The organism is Candidatus Paceibacterota bacterium (genome assembly GCA_028714635.1).
Classification (GTDB): Bacteria; Patescibacteriota; Minisyncoccia; order Phycocordibacterales; family JAQTLZ01; genus JAQTLZ01.
This window is the reverse complement of record JAQTLZ010000001.1, coordinates 129,767-144,945: the sequence shown is the minus strand read 5'-3', so window position 1 is coordinate 144,945 and position 15,179 is coordinate 129,767. Positions and strand designations below refer to the sequence as shown.

11 protein-coding genes are annotated in these 15,179 nt (G+C 44.7%); 2 read left to right on the top strand and 9 right to left on the bottom strand.

Annotated elements, in window-relative coordinates:
- Positions 1-65 precede the first annotated feature (65 nt).
- Positions 66-3,752 carry a DNA-directed RNA polymerase subunit beta' gene (gene rpoC / locus PHS53_00675; protein MDD5356651.1) on the bottom strand — a complete coding sequence of 1,229 codons (3,687 nt, stop codon included), beginning with the start codon at positions 3,750-3,752 and terminating at the stop codon, positions 66-68.
- A gap of 75 nt (positions 3,753-3,827) precedes the next feature.
- Positions 3,828-7,082 (bottom strand): DNA-directed RNA polymerase subunit beta, encoded by a 3,255-nt coding sequence (locus tag PHS53_00670; protein ID MDD5356650.1) that lies wholly within the window; start codon positions 7,080-7,082, stop codon positions 3,828-3,830.
- Positions 7,083-7,425: 343 nt separating this feature from the next.
- Here PHS53_00670 and PHS53_00665 point away from each other — a divergent pair, with 343 nt between their 5' ends.
- A complete protein-coding gene (locus PHS53_00665) occupies positions 7,426-7,803 on the top strand; it encodes a response regulator (GenBank protein MDD5356649.1) in 378 nt (125 codons plus the stop codon).
- 177 nt (positions 7,804-7,980) lie between these two features.
- Here PHS53_00665 and PHS53_00660 read toward each other — a convergent pair whose 3' ends face one another.
- From PHS53_00660 to PHS53_00640, 5 genes are all read right to left on the bottom strand, one after another.
- Complete coding sequence (locus tag PHS53_00660) at positions 7,981-8,589, bottom strand: AAA family ATPase (GenBank protein ID MDD5356648.1); 609 nt, start codon at positions 8,587-8,589, stop codon at positions 7,981-7,983.
- Entirely contained in the window at positions 8,507-10,786 is a 2,280-nt protein-coding gene (locus PHS53_00655; GenBank protein MDD5356647.1) for a carboxypeptidase-like regulatory domain-containing protein, read from the bottom strand. The genes PHS53_00660 and PHS53_00655 overlap by 83 nt, the downstream gene beginning before the upstream one ends.
- Positions 10,787-10,867: 81 nt before the next feature.
- Positions 10,868-11,527, bottom strand: a complete 660-nt coding sequence (gene trmD / locus PHS53_00650; GenBank protein MDD5356646.1) for a tRNA (guanosine(37)-N1)-methyltransferase TrmD — start codon at positions 11,525-11,527, stop codon at positions 10,868-10,870.
- Between the two features lie 30 nt (positions 11,528-11,557).
- Complete coding sequence (locus tag PHS53_00645; protein MDD5356645.1) at positions 11,558-12,370, bottom strand: class I SAM-dependent methyltransferase; 813 nt, start codon at positions 12,368-12,370, stop codon at positions 11,558-11,560.
- A gap of 109 nt (positions 12,371-12,479) precedes the next feature.
- Complete coding sequence (locus PHS53_00640) at positions 12,480-13,409, bottom strand: MBL fold metallo-hydrolase (protein MDD5356644.1); 930 nt, start codon at positions 13,407-13,409, stop codon at positions 12,480-12,482.
- A gap of 156 nt (positions 13,410-13,565) precedes the next feature.
- Between PHS53_00640 and PHS53_00635 the strand changes: the two genes are divergently transcribed.
- On the top strand, positions 13,566-14,309 hold the full coding sequence (locus PHS53_00635; protein ID MDD5356643.1) for a helix-turn-helix domain-containing protein: 744 nt from the start codon (positions 13,566-13,568) through the stop codon (positions 14,307-14,309).
- A 10-nt stretch (positions 14,310-14,319) separates the two neighbouring features.
- Here the strand turns inward: PHS53_00635 and PHS53_00630 are convergent, their stop codons facing one another.
- A complete protein-coding gene (locus tag PHS53_00630; GenBank protein MDD5356642.1) occupies positions 14,320-14,856 on the bottom strand; it encodes a M48 family metallopeptidase in 537 nt (178 codons plus the stop codon).
- Positions 14,856-15,119: a hypothetical protein gene (locus PHS53_00625; protein ID MDD5356641.1), complete on the bottom strand. Its 264-nt coding sequence runs from the start codon at positions 15,117-15,119 to the stop codon at positions 14,856-14,858. Before PHS53_00625 ends, PHS53_00630 begins: the two co-directional genes overlap by 1 nt.
- Between the last annotated feature and the right edge of the window lie 60 nt (positions 15,120-15,179).

The window sequence follows — 15,179 nt, the reverse complement described above, 5'->3', positions numbered from 1 at the left end:
AAAAATACAAAAGAGAACGAATTATCTTTTCCACCCTTTCCCCTATCCCCTTTACCCTTCTTAGTTTACTCTTCGGATGATTCGTTTTCCACCACTCCGTCTTTCTGCATCAGTTTCCACTTCGGACCGCCTTTAAAACCGGTTCCGGCAGGGATGAGCCGTCCAATAATAATATTTTCTTTAAGACCTCGAAGCGAGTCGGCAGTACCTCGAATTGCGTTGTTGATGAGTACGCGAGTAGTGTGCTGGAATGAAGCAGCTGACAAGAAACTCTTTCGAGAAAGCGAAACTTCAGAAATACCCATGACGATCTGTTCTGCTTGTGCGGGCGCTCCACCCTTTTCTTTCATTCTCACATTTTCAGCAAGAAGATGGGTGTTTTCGATAATATCTCCTGAAGAGAATGCTGAATCTCCCGCGTCAGTCACTTTTCTTCGAGAGAACATCTGTCGAACAATAACCTCAATGTGCTTTCGAGACACCGTTTCTCCCTGAAGTTCGTAGATCTTATTTACTTCGCTGATGATGTAGCCTTCAGCTTTTTCTTTGCCTCCGTATTTGAAGATCTCATCAATATCAGCGGAACCATCGGTGAGAAAATCTCCTTTCTTTACTTTGTCTCCGACTTTCATGAGCACAACTCGCTTGTAATTCGCACTGTATTCAATTTCTGCATCTGGCTTCTTCTTTGTTGGCTTTATTCGGTCTTCAAGGTCAGGCAAAACGGTGATCACTTTTTCTTTTCCGAGATCTTTTACAGCAGTAACAACTCCTCCCACTTCGCATACAACAGCGGGATTTTTTGGCTTTCGTTTTTCAAAGATTTCCTCAACTCGAGGCAAACCTTGAGTAATATCTCCGCCGACTGACGCAGTACCTCCGGCATGGAACGTACGCATAGTAAGCTGTGTTCCAGGCTCTCCAATAGCTTGAGCGGCGACAGTTCCTACTGCTTCACCAAGACCGATGAGCTCATTCCGTCCAAGATCAAATCCGTAACACTGGATACAAACTCCCTGCGCAGATTTACAAGTAAGCGGAGAGCGGACAGAAACTTCGACAGCGTCAGAAGCTTCAATTTTCTTCACATCTTCCTTGGTCATGAGATGTGCTTTCTTAAAGAGCACTTTGCCTTTCGAATCCACAACATCCGCCGCAGTAACTCTTCCTTTAAGATTTTTTCCGAAGTTTGGATCGATAGAATTGCCGTGCATTCGAGAAATCTTCACATGGTCTTTCGTACCGCAATCCTCTTCCTGAATAATCGCATCCTGTGCAACATCGAAGAGACGTCTCGTGAGATATCCTGCTTTTGCCGTGTTGAGAGCGGTGTCAGTCAAACCTTTTCGAGAACCGTGAGTGGTAATGAAATATTCGATCGGAGTAAGACCGTTTTTGCTTGAAGAAAGAATTGGGAATTCGATCGTCTCTCCGGCGGTATTGGTGATAAGACCTTTCATACCAGCCATTTGAGTGATCTGAGAGAACGAACCTCGGGCACCGGAATTGATCATGTCATAGACAGAGCCGTGCTTTACAAGTGTGTCTGGCATGAGCTTTTCAACTTCATTTTTCGCCTTGTGCCAAATTTCAACATTCTTTCGAAGCCGTTCTTCTGCTGAAAGAAGACCTTCATTGAATTGCTCCTGAACAGTTTCAGCTTGCACTTTTGCTTCATTGATAACCTTCATTTTGTCTTTCGGTTCCTGAATATCATCAATTCCCCAGGTGGTTCCGGAAAGGGTAGCGTGTTTGAAGCCGAATGCTTTGATCTTGTCCACAATGTCCGCGACGTTGTAAATTCCATACCTATCGATGAGATCATCAACAAGCACAGACATTTTCTTTCGGGTCATTTCCTCGTTCACGTACGGATAATCTTTTGGAAGAACAGAGTTGAAAAGAAGCCGGCCTACAGAGGTTTCGAATATCTTTCCTTCGAATTTCGCATAACGAATATCTTCAGTCGGAAGCACTTTAATGAGTGCTCGGTATGACACCTCGCCGAAATCGTATGTAGTGATAGCGGTATTTGGTCGAGAGAAATATTTTCCTTCGCCTTTTTCGCCCGGAATAATTGTGGTCATCCAGTAACAGCCGAGCACGATGTCGAGCTTGTCCACGGAAATAACGATGTTTCCTGATCCAGGTTTTAAGATGTTTTTGTCCGACGCCATGATTTCCTTTGCCTCGATTTGTGCTTCGCGAGAAAGCGGAACGTGAACAGCCATCTGGTCTCCATCGAAGTCAGCGTTGAAAGCGGTACAAACAAGCGGGTGCACTTGAATAGCATTTCCTTCAATAAGAATAGGTTTGAAAGCTTGAATACCAAGTCGGTGAAGGGTCGGTGCGCGGTTCAAAAGCACATATTTGTTAGAAATGACTTCTTCAAGAATCGCCCACACTTCCGCGATACCGTCATCGATAAGTCGTCCTGCTCCACGAATGTTATAAGCAAGTTCTCGTTCAAGAAGTTTTGAAACAACGAATGGTCGGAAAAGTTCAAGCGCCATGTGCTTTGGAAGGCCGCATTGATTGAGTTTGAGTTCAGGTCCGACAACGATCACAGAACGTCCAGAATAGTCTACTCGTTTTCCAAGAAGATTTTGTCTGAAAAGTCCTCGCTTTCCTTTCAGGTTATCTGAGAGAGATTTGAGTGCTCGTCTTTGTGATTGGGTGAGTGCAGCTGAAGAACCTCCTCCATGTCGGATAGAGTTATCAACAAGAGCGTCAACTGCTTCCTGAAGAATTCTTTTCTCGTTTCGCAAGATTACATCCGGAGCAAAAATCTCTTTGAGTTTCTTGAGACGATTATTTCGGTTGATGACGCGTCGGTAAAGATCGTTTACATCTGATGTCGCATATCGTCCTCCATCCAATGGGACCATCGGTCGAAGTGCGGGAGGAATAACTGGAATAGAAGTGAGGAACATCCATTCTGGACGAATCTCGGTATTGATCATTGATTTCACGAGACTCAATCTCTTGTTGAGCTTCTCTGTCTTCATTGGGCCAGCCTTCTCAATTTCCGCTTCAAGATTTTTCGCGAGTTTCCCGAGGTCGATCTTTCGGAAAATATTATAGACCGCTTCAGCTCCGATTCCAGCCTCAAAAAGCGTGCCGTATTTTACGGAGTAGTTGTGATACGAAACCTCATCGAGCACCATTCCTTCCTGAATAGCTTCAATTTCTTTCTTAGTTGCAGAAAGTTTTTCTTTGATCGCGTCCCGAGATTTTTCATCAACGAGAGGCTTCACTTTTGCTTTGTATTCAGAATCTACGTCTTTCAAAATTCTTGCTCTCTCTGCCTCATCAACTTTCGTGATGATGTACCCAGCAAAATAGATAACTTTTTCAAGGTCAGCAGTATTCATGCCGAGGATCATTCCGATTCGAGATGGCATGCTTCGGAGAAACCAAATATGAGAAACTGGCGTCGCAAGCTCGATGTGTCCCATTCGTTCTCGTCGCACTATTGAACGTGTGATCTCCACTCCGCATTTCTCGCAGACAATTCCTTTATATCGCACTCCCCGGTATTTTCCGCAGTAACATTCGAAATCCCGGTCAGGTCCGAATATCTTTTCATCGAATAGCCCGCTCTTTTCAGAACGCTGGGTTCGGTAGTTGATTGTCTCCGGCTTCAAAACCTCTCCAAATGACCATTCTTTAATTCGATCAGGAGAAGCGAGCTTCAACGTGATCATGTCGAACTCATTCAAATCTCCCGGTTTTGTGATGTTTGTTTTCATAGTTTTAACAGGGTTTAGCGTAAAGCGTTTAGCGTTTAGGAATCCCCTATCCGCTCGACGCTATCCGCTGTCAGATTACTTCTCTGATGAATTAGCTGATAATGATTTTTTGTCTTTTTTGAGTTCGATATCAAGCGCGAGTCCTCGAAGGTTGTTGAGGAGCACGTTGAATGAAGCAGGAATATTCGGTTCTGGAATTGGCATGCCCTTCACGATTGCATCGAATGCAGCAGAACGTCCTACAATATCATCTGATTTTACGGTCAACACCTCGCGCAGAGTATGAGCGGCACCGTGACCAAGGAGCGCCCAGACTTCCATTTCTCCAAATCGCTGGCCTCCTCCCTGTGCCTTTCCTCCAAGAGGCTGTTGGGTAATGAGAGAGTAGGGACCGATTGAACGCATATGGATCTTGTCTTCCACCATATGGTGAAGTTTCAAGATGTACATGTATCCGACTGCAATATTTTGCTCGAATGCCATTCCAGTTCGTCCGTCATAGAGCTTCATCTTTCCATCCTCGCTGTATCCTGCCTTTTTGAGCTCTCCTTTGATTTCAGCGTGAGTCGCTCCGGCAAATGGAGGAACAACTGCTTGGTAATTCAAAGTATGCGCAGCAAGTCCGAGGTGAAGCTCGAGAATCTGTCCCAAGTTCATACGTGATGGCACACCAAGAGGAGTCAAAATAATATCGATCGGAGTTCCATCTTCCATGTGCGGCATATCCTCGATAGGAAGAATCTTTGAAATAACTCCTTTGTTTCCGTGTCGTCCTGCAAGCTTGTCTCCCACAGACACGCTTCGAAGCTGTGCAACTTCAATATGGATTTTCTTTATGATTCCAGATTCAAGCTTGTCTCCTTTTTCTCGGGAGAATACTTGTACGCCGATAACACGTCCCCGCTTTCCGTTTTCAATTCTCTTTGAAGTGTCTTTGACGTCTCGAGCCTTTTCACCGAAGAGTGATCGAAGAAGTCTTTCTTCAGGAGTAAGCTGTGTCTCACCTTTTGGAGTAATTTTACCAACAAGAATATCGCCAGGGCGTACTTCTGCACCAACGCGGATAATTCCTTCTTCATCAAGATTCTTGAGTTTCGCTTCTCCGACGTTTGGAATATCGTGGGTGGTAATTTCGGGACCGAGTTTGGTGTCGCGGACGTTTACGGTAAATTCCTCGATGTGGACAGAGCTGAATTTACTCTCTCGCACCAGTCTTTCAGAAAGAATGATAGCGTCTTCGTAGTTGCTACCACTCCATGACATGAAGGCAACAAGAATATTTTGTCCAAGAGCCATCTCCCCCGCATCGGAAGAAGAGGTATCAACGAGCACATCTCCTTTCTTCACTTTTTGACCGACATTCACTGCTGGTCTTTGGTGGAAAGAAGTAAATCCGTTTGTTCGTGAGAAATGCACAAGCCGAGTTTCTTGCTCTTTTCCTTTTGTATTTTTGACGACAACTCGATCAGCATCTACGTGAGTAACTGTTCCTTCTTCACTCGCGATGACAAGTCGTCCTGTGTCTCGAACTGCTTTTGCCTCAATTCCAGTCGCAACAAGCGGAGCTTCAGGCAAGATACAAGGAGTTGCCTGCTTCTGCATGTTCGAACCCATGAGCGCTCGGTTTGCATCATCGTGGTTTAGGAATGGAATAAGGGAGGTTGCAACAGAAAATGCCTGATTCGTTGCCACGTCAATAAAATCAACTTTATTTTTATCTACAAGACCCGGATCTCCTTCGATGCGAACTTCAACTTTTTCGTCGAGAATATTTCCCTCTTCGTCATAGTTAGTCGCAGCGTGAGCAATATTAAATTTCTCCTCTTCGAGAGCGTTCAAATACAAAACTTCGTCAGTGATCTTTCCATTCTTTACTTTCGCATAAGGAGTCTCGATCATTCCGAAATCATTGATTCGAGAATAGAGAGCGAGGCGCAAGATAAGACCGATGTTCGGACCTTCTGGGGTGTGGATAGGACAAAGTCTTCCGTAGTGCGAAGGGTGCACGTCTCGAACTTCGAATCCTGCTCGAGAACGAGTAAGACCGCCGGGACCGAGCGTGGAAAGGGTTCGAAGATGCTCGATTTCCGTGAGCGCATTTTCCTGCTGCATAAATTGTGAGAGCTGGTTGGTCGTGAAGAATTCCTTAAGTCGAGCTTGAAGCGGTTTTGGAGAAATAAAATGCACAGGAAGCGTCATGTTCGTGTCTATAGTAGACATCCTGTTTTGAATATTTCGTTTCATCTGGCTCATTCCAACACGAATTTTCTGTTGCATAAGCTCTCCCACATATCGAACACGTCGGGAACCGAGGTGATCGATATCATCTGGAAGAGAGCCGGGAGTTGTGTTCAATACAATAAGGTGATTGATGATGGTAACAAGATCATCGAGAGTAAGGGTTCTCTTTTCGATATCTTTTTCCGCCATGCTCTTTGCAAATCGGCTGTTGAATCGGAATCGTCCCACTTTCGAGAGATCGTATCGTTCTGTTCCGAAAATAGATTCGATAAATTCTCGCGCGTTGTCAGGTGTTGCAAGATCTCCGTCTCGAAGTCGCTTGTGAATTTCAATCGCAGAATCATCAGCAGATTTTGCTGGATCTTTTTCGATTGAGTTTTTAATGTATTCAGTCGCAGTGGAATTTCCTTTGAAAAGCGCGAGAATTTTCTCGTCTGTCGGAGCGCCCATAACGCGAAGGAGAGATGCAAGGGAGAATTTTCGCTTTCGGTCAATGCGAACATAGAACGTATTGTCTACGTCTGTTTCAATTTCTACCCATGCTCCTCGGGAAGGGATGATCTTTGCGCCAAAATATTTCTTGGCCTTGATTTCTGTTGCAGTGAAAAATACTCCGAAAGAACGCGCGAGCTGTGGAACAATAACACGCTCTACACCGTTAATAATGAATGTTCCGTGGCTTGTCATGAATGGAAAGTCCGCCATGAAAATTTCCTGTTCTTTCGTCTCACCAAGGATCTTATTTTTGAGCTTTACTGTAACTTTGAGAGGCGCTTCGTATGAAAATTTCTTTCGTTTTGATTCAAATTCGTCGAGTTTCGGAAATCCGAGCTCAATTTTTGTGAACTCGAGATCAAATTTCTTTTCCGAATAGTCTTTGATTGGAGAAAATTCCTTGAACACCTCCTTGATCCCCTCTTCCATGAGCCACTTGAAAGAAGCCACTTGGGATTCCACCAAGTTTGGCATAGGGGTCAGAGCCTTTTTCCATCTTCCGAAATATTTCTTCGGTCTCTGTCCAACTGTCAGCACAGACACTTCCATTTTCTTTTCTTTCGGACTAGCCACTACGTTTGAAGATGTTTCCATAGGTTTTTTCTACTAATGCTAATAATAAAGATTAATAAAAGCTCTTTGCGCGCACAAAACAAAAAAGTCGCCCGTTGCCGAGCACTTTTTTGTTTTTTATTATTTATTTCGTCTTGTGTTGCAAGATATGCAATGCTTAAAGAGCCAAAATGGCTCTAAATAATGACGAAAATCACCCGTGACTCAATCTTGCTGAAGTGGCAGAATTATATTCCTTTTCAAATTGAATGTCAACAGGGTAAAAAGAGCGTTGGGGATAACTTATTCCCCTCTCAAACCGCCTTGGGGATGGATGTTTTTATCCTGTATGCTATAGTCTCTTCTACAAGATTAATACAATCATATGTCTATAGAAAATAAAAAGATTCTTATTATTGAAGACGATGCATTCTTTGCTGATCTCGTCACGAAAAAGTTAGGGAAAGTTGGAGCGGTCATGTCTCACGCAGGAAGCGGAGAAGAAGGACTCAAGATGGCAGAAGAAGGAAAGCCGCAACTCATTCTCTGTGACGTGCTTCTTCCTGGAATTGACGGATTTGAAACGGTGAAGAGACTCAAAGCCAGCGAATCAACAAAAATGATTCCGATTGTCATCCTTTCAAATTTCGGTTCCGACGATCAGATCAAACAAGGACAAAAACTCGGCGTTACAACATATCTCATTAAGGCAACAGTAACTCCTGAAGATATTATTAAGGAAGCGGAGTCGATACTCAAATAGGCCGCTCCCCACGAACTTTTCGGAAACCAGAATAATTCCGCCTGCGACGGAATTTTCCTCACGCTCAGCTCACGGCTGTCAATGAGCCCCGCCTCTTACAGGGCGGGGACGTTGACAGACCATGCCCGTGGCTTCCGCGATGTTTCCGGAAAGTTGTAGGTCGCTTTAGTGCTAAATCTAACTTTGTATTATTTTCAATACTTTCTGAAAAGTCGCCCTGGGATCATTCTCAGTATTATCTATTTTGTATTCATTCTTTAATAATTTTCTTTCTTTCAATTTTTGATTCCAAGCGAGAGCTTTCTCTGTATTGACGAAGCCGCTATTACGAATCGTTATTCTGTTTTTGAGTTCTTTATCGGAATCTACCACAAGAGAAAGAATTACGAAATTATCTTTCGAAAATAATTCTGGACACATCTGTACCCTTTCATCTGTTAAATCAGAGACGAGGATGTTTTTATATCCATTTTTTATATAATTTCGGAGAATGTAGACTAGATTGTCGAAAGCAATTCCCTCTTCTTTTTCACTAGCATCACTCCAATCTGGTTTCAAATGAAATTCACGAAGCCAGCCAAAATCAATATAGGGACACTGAAGTTCTTTCTGAAGAAGTTCCGCGATAGTCGATTTGCCGCTTCCTGGAGCACCAGAGAGAATAATCAAGTCTTTCATAGTAAAAGTATAACAGAATTGAGGTTTAGACCGCAGGAGCTGGAGGTATTGGCGGATTCGATGCTGGTGGAATTTTGTTTTGGACTGTTGGATCGGGATTTCCAGCATAGAGAGGTACGGGAGCTGGCGTTGGCGGAACTGGGGCAGGAGCCGGAGTTAGTGGTGCAGGCGGAGTCGTCGGTGGTGTAGGTGTTGGTGGGGTCGGCGGAGGTAATGGTGGATTTGTTGGAGGGTTGGGCGGAGGAGGAGTTTGGTCCTTCAGCACTCCGGAAGTTGAAATGGTGTAGCTCTCTTTGATCATTCCGCTCTTCCCTGCCTGAATGGTTGGAGAAGTGAAGACTTTCGTGTATGTTCCGTCATCATTTTTCTTTTCAACTGTAACGTAGTAGTTCCCGAATGGAACAAGACAGTAGTATCTGCCGTGAATATCGGCAACTCGATGCGTCATCTCTCGACCAAGGCTTACAGAAAACACGCGAACGATTGCAAATGAAAGTGGAAACTTGGTTTCTTTATCAATAAGACTGCCAGTCGGCGTCGGTCGGAAGACAAAGTATTTAAGAGCAAGCATAAAGAGGTACACAACGAAGACAATAATATTGTAAGGCTCTGGAGCAACGAGAAGCGCGGCAAAAGCGATAACAAGACCGACGTAGAAAAAGATGTTTGAAATTCTGTGAATGAGAACATCATGCTTTGAATAGAATTTCGTAAGCTGTTGCTTGCCTTTTGCAAATTCATTGAAGTCGAATTTTATTGGGTCGAGCGGAATATTTTTTGTAACCGTCTCCCCCGCTTGGCCCACAACGATCGGCTCGCCGAAATAGAGGTCTTTGTAGAGAACGTCTTCTGTCTTGCCTGCAAGTGCCTTAGAAGGGAATGTATAGTTCGTTTTATTTGCCACCAGTTTATACGTTCCAGGCTCAAGCAAAAATCCATAACGGCCATCGAGGTCGGTGATTGACGAAGTGATTTCCTCACCCTTCCCGTCCTCAAGAACAACGTATGCGGGATCGAGAGGCTGTTTGGTTATTGAGTCGTAGACGACTCCCCACGGCTGGCGTTTTTTCTTTTTCAGACCAAAGAAACCGAGAAGGAGGCTCCATAATCGAAGAGGCAAAAAGATAAGCTCTGAAAACACAATAGGTGTCGCAAAAACAGCCCCTGCTGCAGCACCCGCTTCCGTAACAACTCCGACAGTCGGCAATACTTTAGTAAGCACTCCGCCGGAAGGAGTTTTGATTACTTCTCTCACAGTAGTTGCTCCAGCATCAATTGCATTCTGTACGGCAGGGGGAAGCGGAGGGAGCGGAGGGAGATCAAGAGGCGGGAAAAATGGTTCTGACGTCGGCGTCGGAGCCCCTGGACCCGGAGTTGGGGTCACTCCAGGCTCACCTGATGTTGTTGGTGTCGGCGTTTCGCCTGGCCCAGGAGTCGGTGTCGCTCCGATTGGAGTTGGCGTAGGTTCATCGGGACCTGGGGTTGGTGTTGGAGTTCCGCCTATCGGTGTCGGAGTTGCTCCAAATGGAGTAGGGGTCGGCGTCTCACCTACCGGAGTTGGGGTGGGGGTCGGAGTAACTACGGGGGTAGGAGTCGGTGTACTGCCGCCCCCGCTGCTACCTCCTGGAGTTGGCGAAGGAGTTGGAGTTGAAACAGGATCAGTTTCATCATCATCAATTCCAGTCGAACAACCCGGATCATCCGGATAGTCGATTATCGTGTCTCCATCATTATCAGTACTATCACTACATTGAAATGCTCGGGCACTCGCGGGTCTCCAGTCAGTAGAAACTTTAAAATTCCCCACTCCCAAATCGTGTGTCGCTTTATTAAAAACAATCCAGCCGTAATTTTGGCTCCACGCATATCCGTTAAAATCTCCGTTGGAGTCAATGGTCACCGGCGCTACCCCGCTGAAAGTTGGATGAAAATTTACCCATCCGGTTTGTTCCCCCCAGGCTCCACCACTCGGACAAGCATTTCCCAAATTTCCTTCTCCATCGTTTGTTACTCCGCAACCAGGTGGTGTCAGATTTATCCATCCCACGCGGTCTCCCCACACGCATCCTGTAATGAGAGTATCGGTTACATGCACGACATCTGTCGTACAGGGCGTTGTAGAACCGATCACGCCAAAATTTATAGTTCCGAGACTCGTGTCGTAAAATTTCGCATACTTGTTTGTAGAATCAATTGTCCCATCCGTGTGAGAAGCAGACGCACCGAACGCAAAAAAAGTTGCTCCCAAAAGGATCAGTATGGAAAGAAAAAAGATACGTTTCGCCGTAGAAGAAAGAAACTTCACACCTCTATTGTACTATGAAAAAAGGAGGTCTTTTAGAGAAATGTGGAAAAGCTCAACAACACTATAGGGAAAACAGAAGGTTTATTTTCGCGCCCTCCACTCGTCAATCTTGCCGTGATGTCCAGAAAGAAGCACTTTCGGTACCTTATATTTTTTACCCTTATGAGTGAGCACTTCTGGCCTTGTGTAGACTTCAGAGCTTGAAACACGGGATTCTTCGAGAGAATTGAAATTTCCTAGTACCCCTGGGATCTGACGGGAGACAGAATCAATGAGAACCATCGCCGGCAACTCTCCTCCAGTTAACACATAATCGCCGATCGAAATACTTTCAGCCTTGAGAATTTTCTGCACTCGTGCGTCAATACCTTCGTACCTCCCACAGATAAGAATTACATCCCCCACTTTATGAGCTAGTTCGCTTGCTTTTTTCGTTGTAAATTTTTCTCCGCTTGGCGTAAATAAAATTATTTTTACTTTCTTCTTGTTCCCTTTTGCTTTTGCAACAGCTTTCAAAATTGGTTCAGCTTCCATCACCATTCCTGGTCCCCCACCGTATGGCTTATCGTCCACCCGAGCATAATTATTATCCCTGCCTCCCCGCTTGCTCTTAGGTACAAAATCCCGAGGATTGTAAAATTTCACAGAGATTTTCTTCTCTCGAATTGCGCGAGCGATAATAGACTCATTGAGATATGAGGAAAAAGAGTCGGGAAATAAAGTAATAACGCTGAAATTCATTGTGCTACTCTAACACATTTTTGACTTTTTTCAAGATTTCACAAACCTCGCACCAAAAGTAAACCCTGGAAAATTTTTGAGAAGAAATGCTTCTCCGTAATTCGGTTTCCCGTCATTATCAAACTTTGCTGAACTTCTCTCTTTGGTGAATGGAAACTCGATCAAATCATCCAGAGTTTTCAGCACCTTGAGACTATTCTTTCCTGCCAGAGAGATAAGTTCTCTTTTCATTCTTGTACTATCGCGCTTTTTTGCAAAATTTCCGTACAAATCTTCTGCGATAACAAAACTTCCACCTCGTTTCAGTACTCGTGATACTTCCTGAAACACAATTTCGATATCTCTTTGGTGTCCGCTTCGCCTCACGAGATCATGAAAAAGCCTGTTCGTAAAAACGTAATCAAAAATTTCCTCGCCAAAGGGCAAGTTGCGAGCGTCTGTCTCCATGACATTTTCTGTATTTCCCCATTCCCTTTTGATTTTCTCTACGGATACAGGATCAATATCAACAACAAACGGTTCTATTTTCTGGGAGATTTTTTGTGCAAAATTTTTAAATTCGCGGGCAGAATAAGACCCGAGCGAGCCCAGGAGAAGAAATTTTGCCTCGCCTACTGCGCGAAGTCGTAACACTTCTTCTGAACCTATGAGCTCGCAGTAGCTCGGCTCGTCGGTTCCAAAAGTGACAGCTTGCGTAACAAAATGCGTATCGAGCGTGTCCTCGAGTTGCGGAATTTCCGAAACCACACTTCGTTTTATTTCTGTTTCGATAAATTCTTTTTTGCTACCGCTATAGCCGCGTTTGAGAGCTTCTTCATAGATACGGGAAATGTATTCTTCCATATATACACTCTAGACCATTCCTGTATTTTCTCAAATTTTTTAACTTAACAAAAAATATCCGATAAAAAAACGAGGTCCGTCATAACAACGAACCCCGCGAACACCACATTTACAAACTATAGTACTTACCTTCCCGGCCAAATTGGACCTTGGCGCACAGAGGAGTGAAAAGTTTCTGGACTTCGCCTTCAAACTTTTCGAGGTCCCCAGTGTGCCGCTCCGGATCATGGTGTCCGAGAATAAGAGTGCCGATCGGCTCCTTACAAAGCCTCACGACTTCGTGAAGCATTTCAGGCGTGGAATGCCCCCAGCCTTTTCGAGGCATCGGAGTGCCACCGCATATTCCGACCGTACCATCATACTCACGAGCACGGTACTGCAGATCGTGATAGAGGATCTTTGCTCCCGAGAAAAATGCTGCGCATTTTTCTCGGTACGTCGGGTCCTGTCCGATTTCATGATCTGTAGCGACAACGATTGTTCCCCGAGCCGTCTCCACTCTGAAACCCAGAGAGAAACCAGGAGACTTGCGAACCACATCAAAGCCGTGGTTTTGCAAATACGTCGCCACTTTCACGGCGCCGAGATCGAGCAGAGATTCGGGCATAAAGATCTTCGGCCTTTTCGTCTCCACCGGTCCGACCGGCCAATCCATAAACGATCTCTGGAACGTATCAGCAGACTGTCCGAGAAGTCTCGGCCAGAAATACTCTTTGAGCATTCCTGCCGATTGCCCTAAGAATGGATTTCTGTGGAGCGTATCGATATGGTCCTTGTGTTCGTGAGTTTGAAGTCCGTAGACAGAAGGAACTTCGAGAAGCTTCAGAAACTCAGCAACGTCAGTAATGCCGCTTCCCGAATCCACAAAGATCCCCGTGTCGCCCGCCGCGATTCCAAGCGACGTGGTATGAATGCCGAAACGACCGCGTTCGAGAGGAGCTTTGAACAGCGTCTCCCCTTGAAACCACATCTTCTGAAACACTCTCGGGCTGCCTGAACCGGACACGCCTCCGAGAAACAATCCGTACCTGTCGGCCATGATAGGCCTCCTTTCCGGGCATGATAGCCCTGTTTGTAAATGCTTGTAAAAGAACCTTTTCGCATTTCCTCTTTCAATGTACCTTTTCTAGACAAGCTCACAATGGGTTTTGTCGAAAATTTGGACAAAATTTTCCTTTTCCTGTAAACTCTAGATATGAAGCCAGAAAATATAGCTCTCGCCTGCGGGCTCACAGAGAAATCAGCTAAAGCTTATGCCGCGCTTATTTCTCTTAATGAAGCGACTATGGCGGAAATTGCCGTAGCATCGGGAATAAAACGAACGACCCTCTATTCCCTTCTTCCGGAACTTGAGAATTCTGGGGCAATCTTTGAAATACTTCGGGGTAAAAGAACGTATTGGAAAGCAATCGCCCCAGAAGAGCTCGCGAAATTGGCGGAAGAAAAAATCCAAGACGCAATGGCGATGCAAGGACACGATTCGGTTCAAAAAAAGCGAAATCCCCTCCCCCGTATTTCTTTTCTTTCCGGGCCAGCGGGATTCAAAAAAGTTTGGAATATGCTATTTGAGTCGAAGGAGCGGGAGTATCTCATTATCACCGATGGACGAAGCTTTCTGGATTTTGTGAAAGAAAAATATATTTTAGACGACATTATCGACAAAAAAAAGAAGTTAGGGATCAAAAGCAGACAGATTATTACTGATACAATCTATGCAAGAAAGATTACCAAGAAGGACATTTCTGAAAACCGCGTTTCTCGGCTCCTTCCGGAAAAACACGGGATATTTTCTTCTACTGAAATTATTTCGACTAAATTTGTGGCTTTTCTTGCACGGAGATACGAGGGTTCCCTTTTCATTGTAGAAGATCAGAAATTCGCAGAAGCCAGAAAAATACTTTTTGAAACACTTTGGGATTCACTTCCCTCTCCGGAATAGAACAACCCTACTAGTGAAGACTCTTCCGCAACTCTTTCCACCGAGGAATCTGTTTTGCGACCAATGCCCAAAATGCGCGGGAGTGATTGAACTCGCCCAAGTGGCAAAGCTCGTGGACGATAATGTAGTCGCGATGCTCCGGCGGGAGAAGGGCGATTTTGTAATTAAATTGAAGATTTCCTTTCCGCGACGCGCTTCCCCAGCGGGTTTTTTGGTTACGAATTGAAACTTTTTTATATTTAAAATTGTAAAACTGATTGAAATGTTCGAGCCGGGAGATTGCGAGCGCGAGCGCCGATTTTTTAAGGCGCAAAAAATCGGCTCGACTCGATTTGATATGAATTTTGTGTTTCCTCTTTTGAAAATACAAAACTTTCTTCTCGATCCGGGGGCGTACCTCTTCGAAAAACGCCGCAAGTTTCCGCTCCGAATACCCCACCGGCATAACTGCTCTTACCTTCCCATCAACTTCGACAATAACCCGCAAATGCCGAGCTCGCGAACTTTCTTGTATTTCTACCTTCTCCCCCAAAATAGAAATTTCCATTATTTATTTCCCCTCATCCAAAGACGTTTAAAGAGAGAAATTGAAAGCGTAGAAAGAAGAAATCCAAGAGTGGGGACAATAGCATTCACAAACGGATTTGGTAAATGAGCAAAAGTGAAGAAAAGAACAATGACAATGTACGTCAAAACGGCAATGAGAATCTTACGAAAAAGACTTGTTTCCCAAGCCTTGTCCATTTCAACTCGAGTGTTCCTTTCCTTTATCTCCTGTATATCCTTTTTGACTTGTTCCAATTCGTTCATTCCTAAATGCTAGCATTTTAAGAACAAAAGAAAAAATCTCCTTTCGGAGATTTTTTCTTG

Coding starts and splice junctions, on each gene's coding strand:
- rpoC (MDD5356651.1), bottom strand. CDS start 3,752: ATGAAAACAAACATCACAAAACCGGGAGATTTGAATGAGTTCGACATG.
- PHS53_00670 (MDD5356650.1), bottom strand. CDS start 7,082: ATGGAAACATCTTCAAACGTAGTGGCTAGTCCGAAAGAAAAGAAAATG.
- PHS53_00665 (MDD5356649.1), top strand. CDS start 7,426: ATGTCTATAGAAAATAAAAAGATTCTTATTATTGAAGACGATGCATTC.
- PHS53_00660 (MDD5356648.1), bottom strand. CDS start 8,589: ATGCTGGAAATCCCGATCCAACAGTCCAAAACAAAATTCCACCAGCAT.
- trmD (MDD5356646.1), bottom strand. CDS start 11,527: ATGAATTTCAGCGTTATTACTTTATTTCCCGACTCTTTTTCCTCATAT.
- PHS53_00645 (MDD5356645.1), bottom strand. CDS start 12,370: ATGGAAGAATACATTTCCCGTATCTATGAAGAAGCTCTCAAACGCGGC.
- PHS53_00640 (MDD5356644.1), bottom strand. CDS start 13,409: ATGGCCGACAGGTACGGATTGTTTCTCGGAGGCGTGTCCGGTTCAGGC.
- PHS53_00635 (MDD5356643.1), top strand. CDS start 13,566: ATGAAGCCAGAAAATATAGCTCTCGCCTGCGGGCTCACAGAGAAATCA.
- PHS53_00630 (MDD5356642.1), bottom strand. CDS start 14,856: ATGGAAATTTCTATTTTGGGGGAGAAGGTAGAAATACAAGAAAGTTCG.
- PHS53_00625 (MDD5356641.1), bottom strand. CDS start 15,119: ATGAACGAATTGGAACAAGTCAAAAAGGATATACAGGAGATAAAGGAA.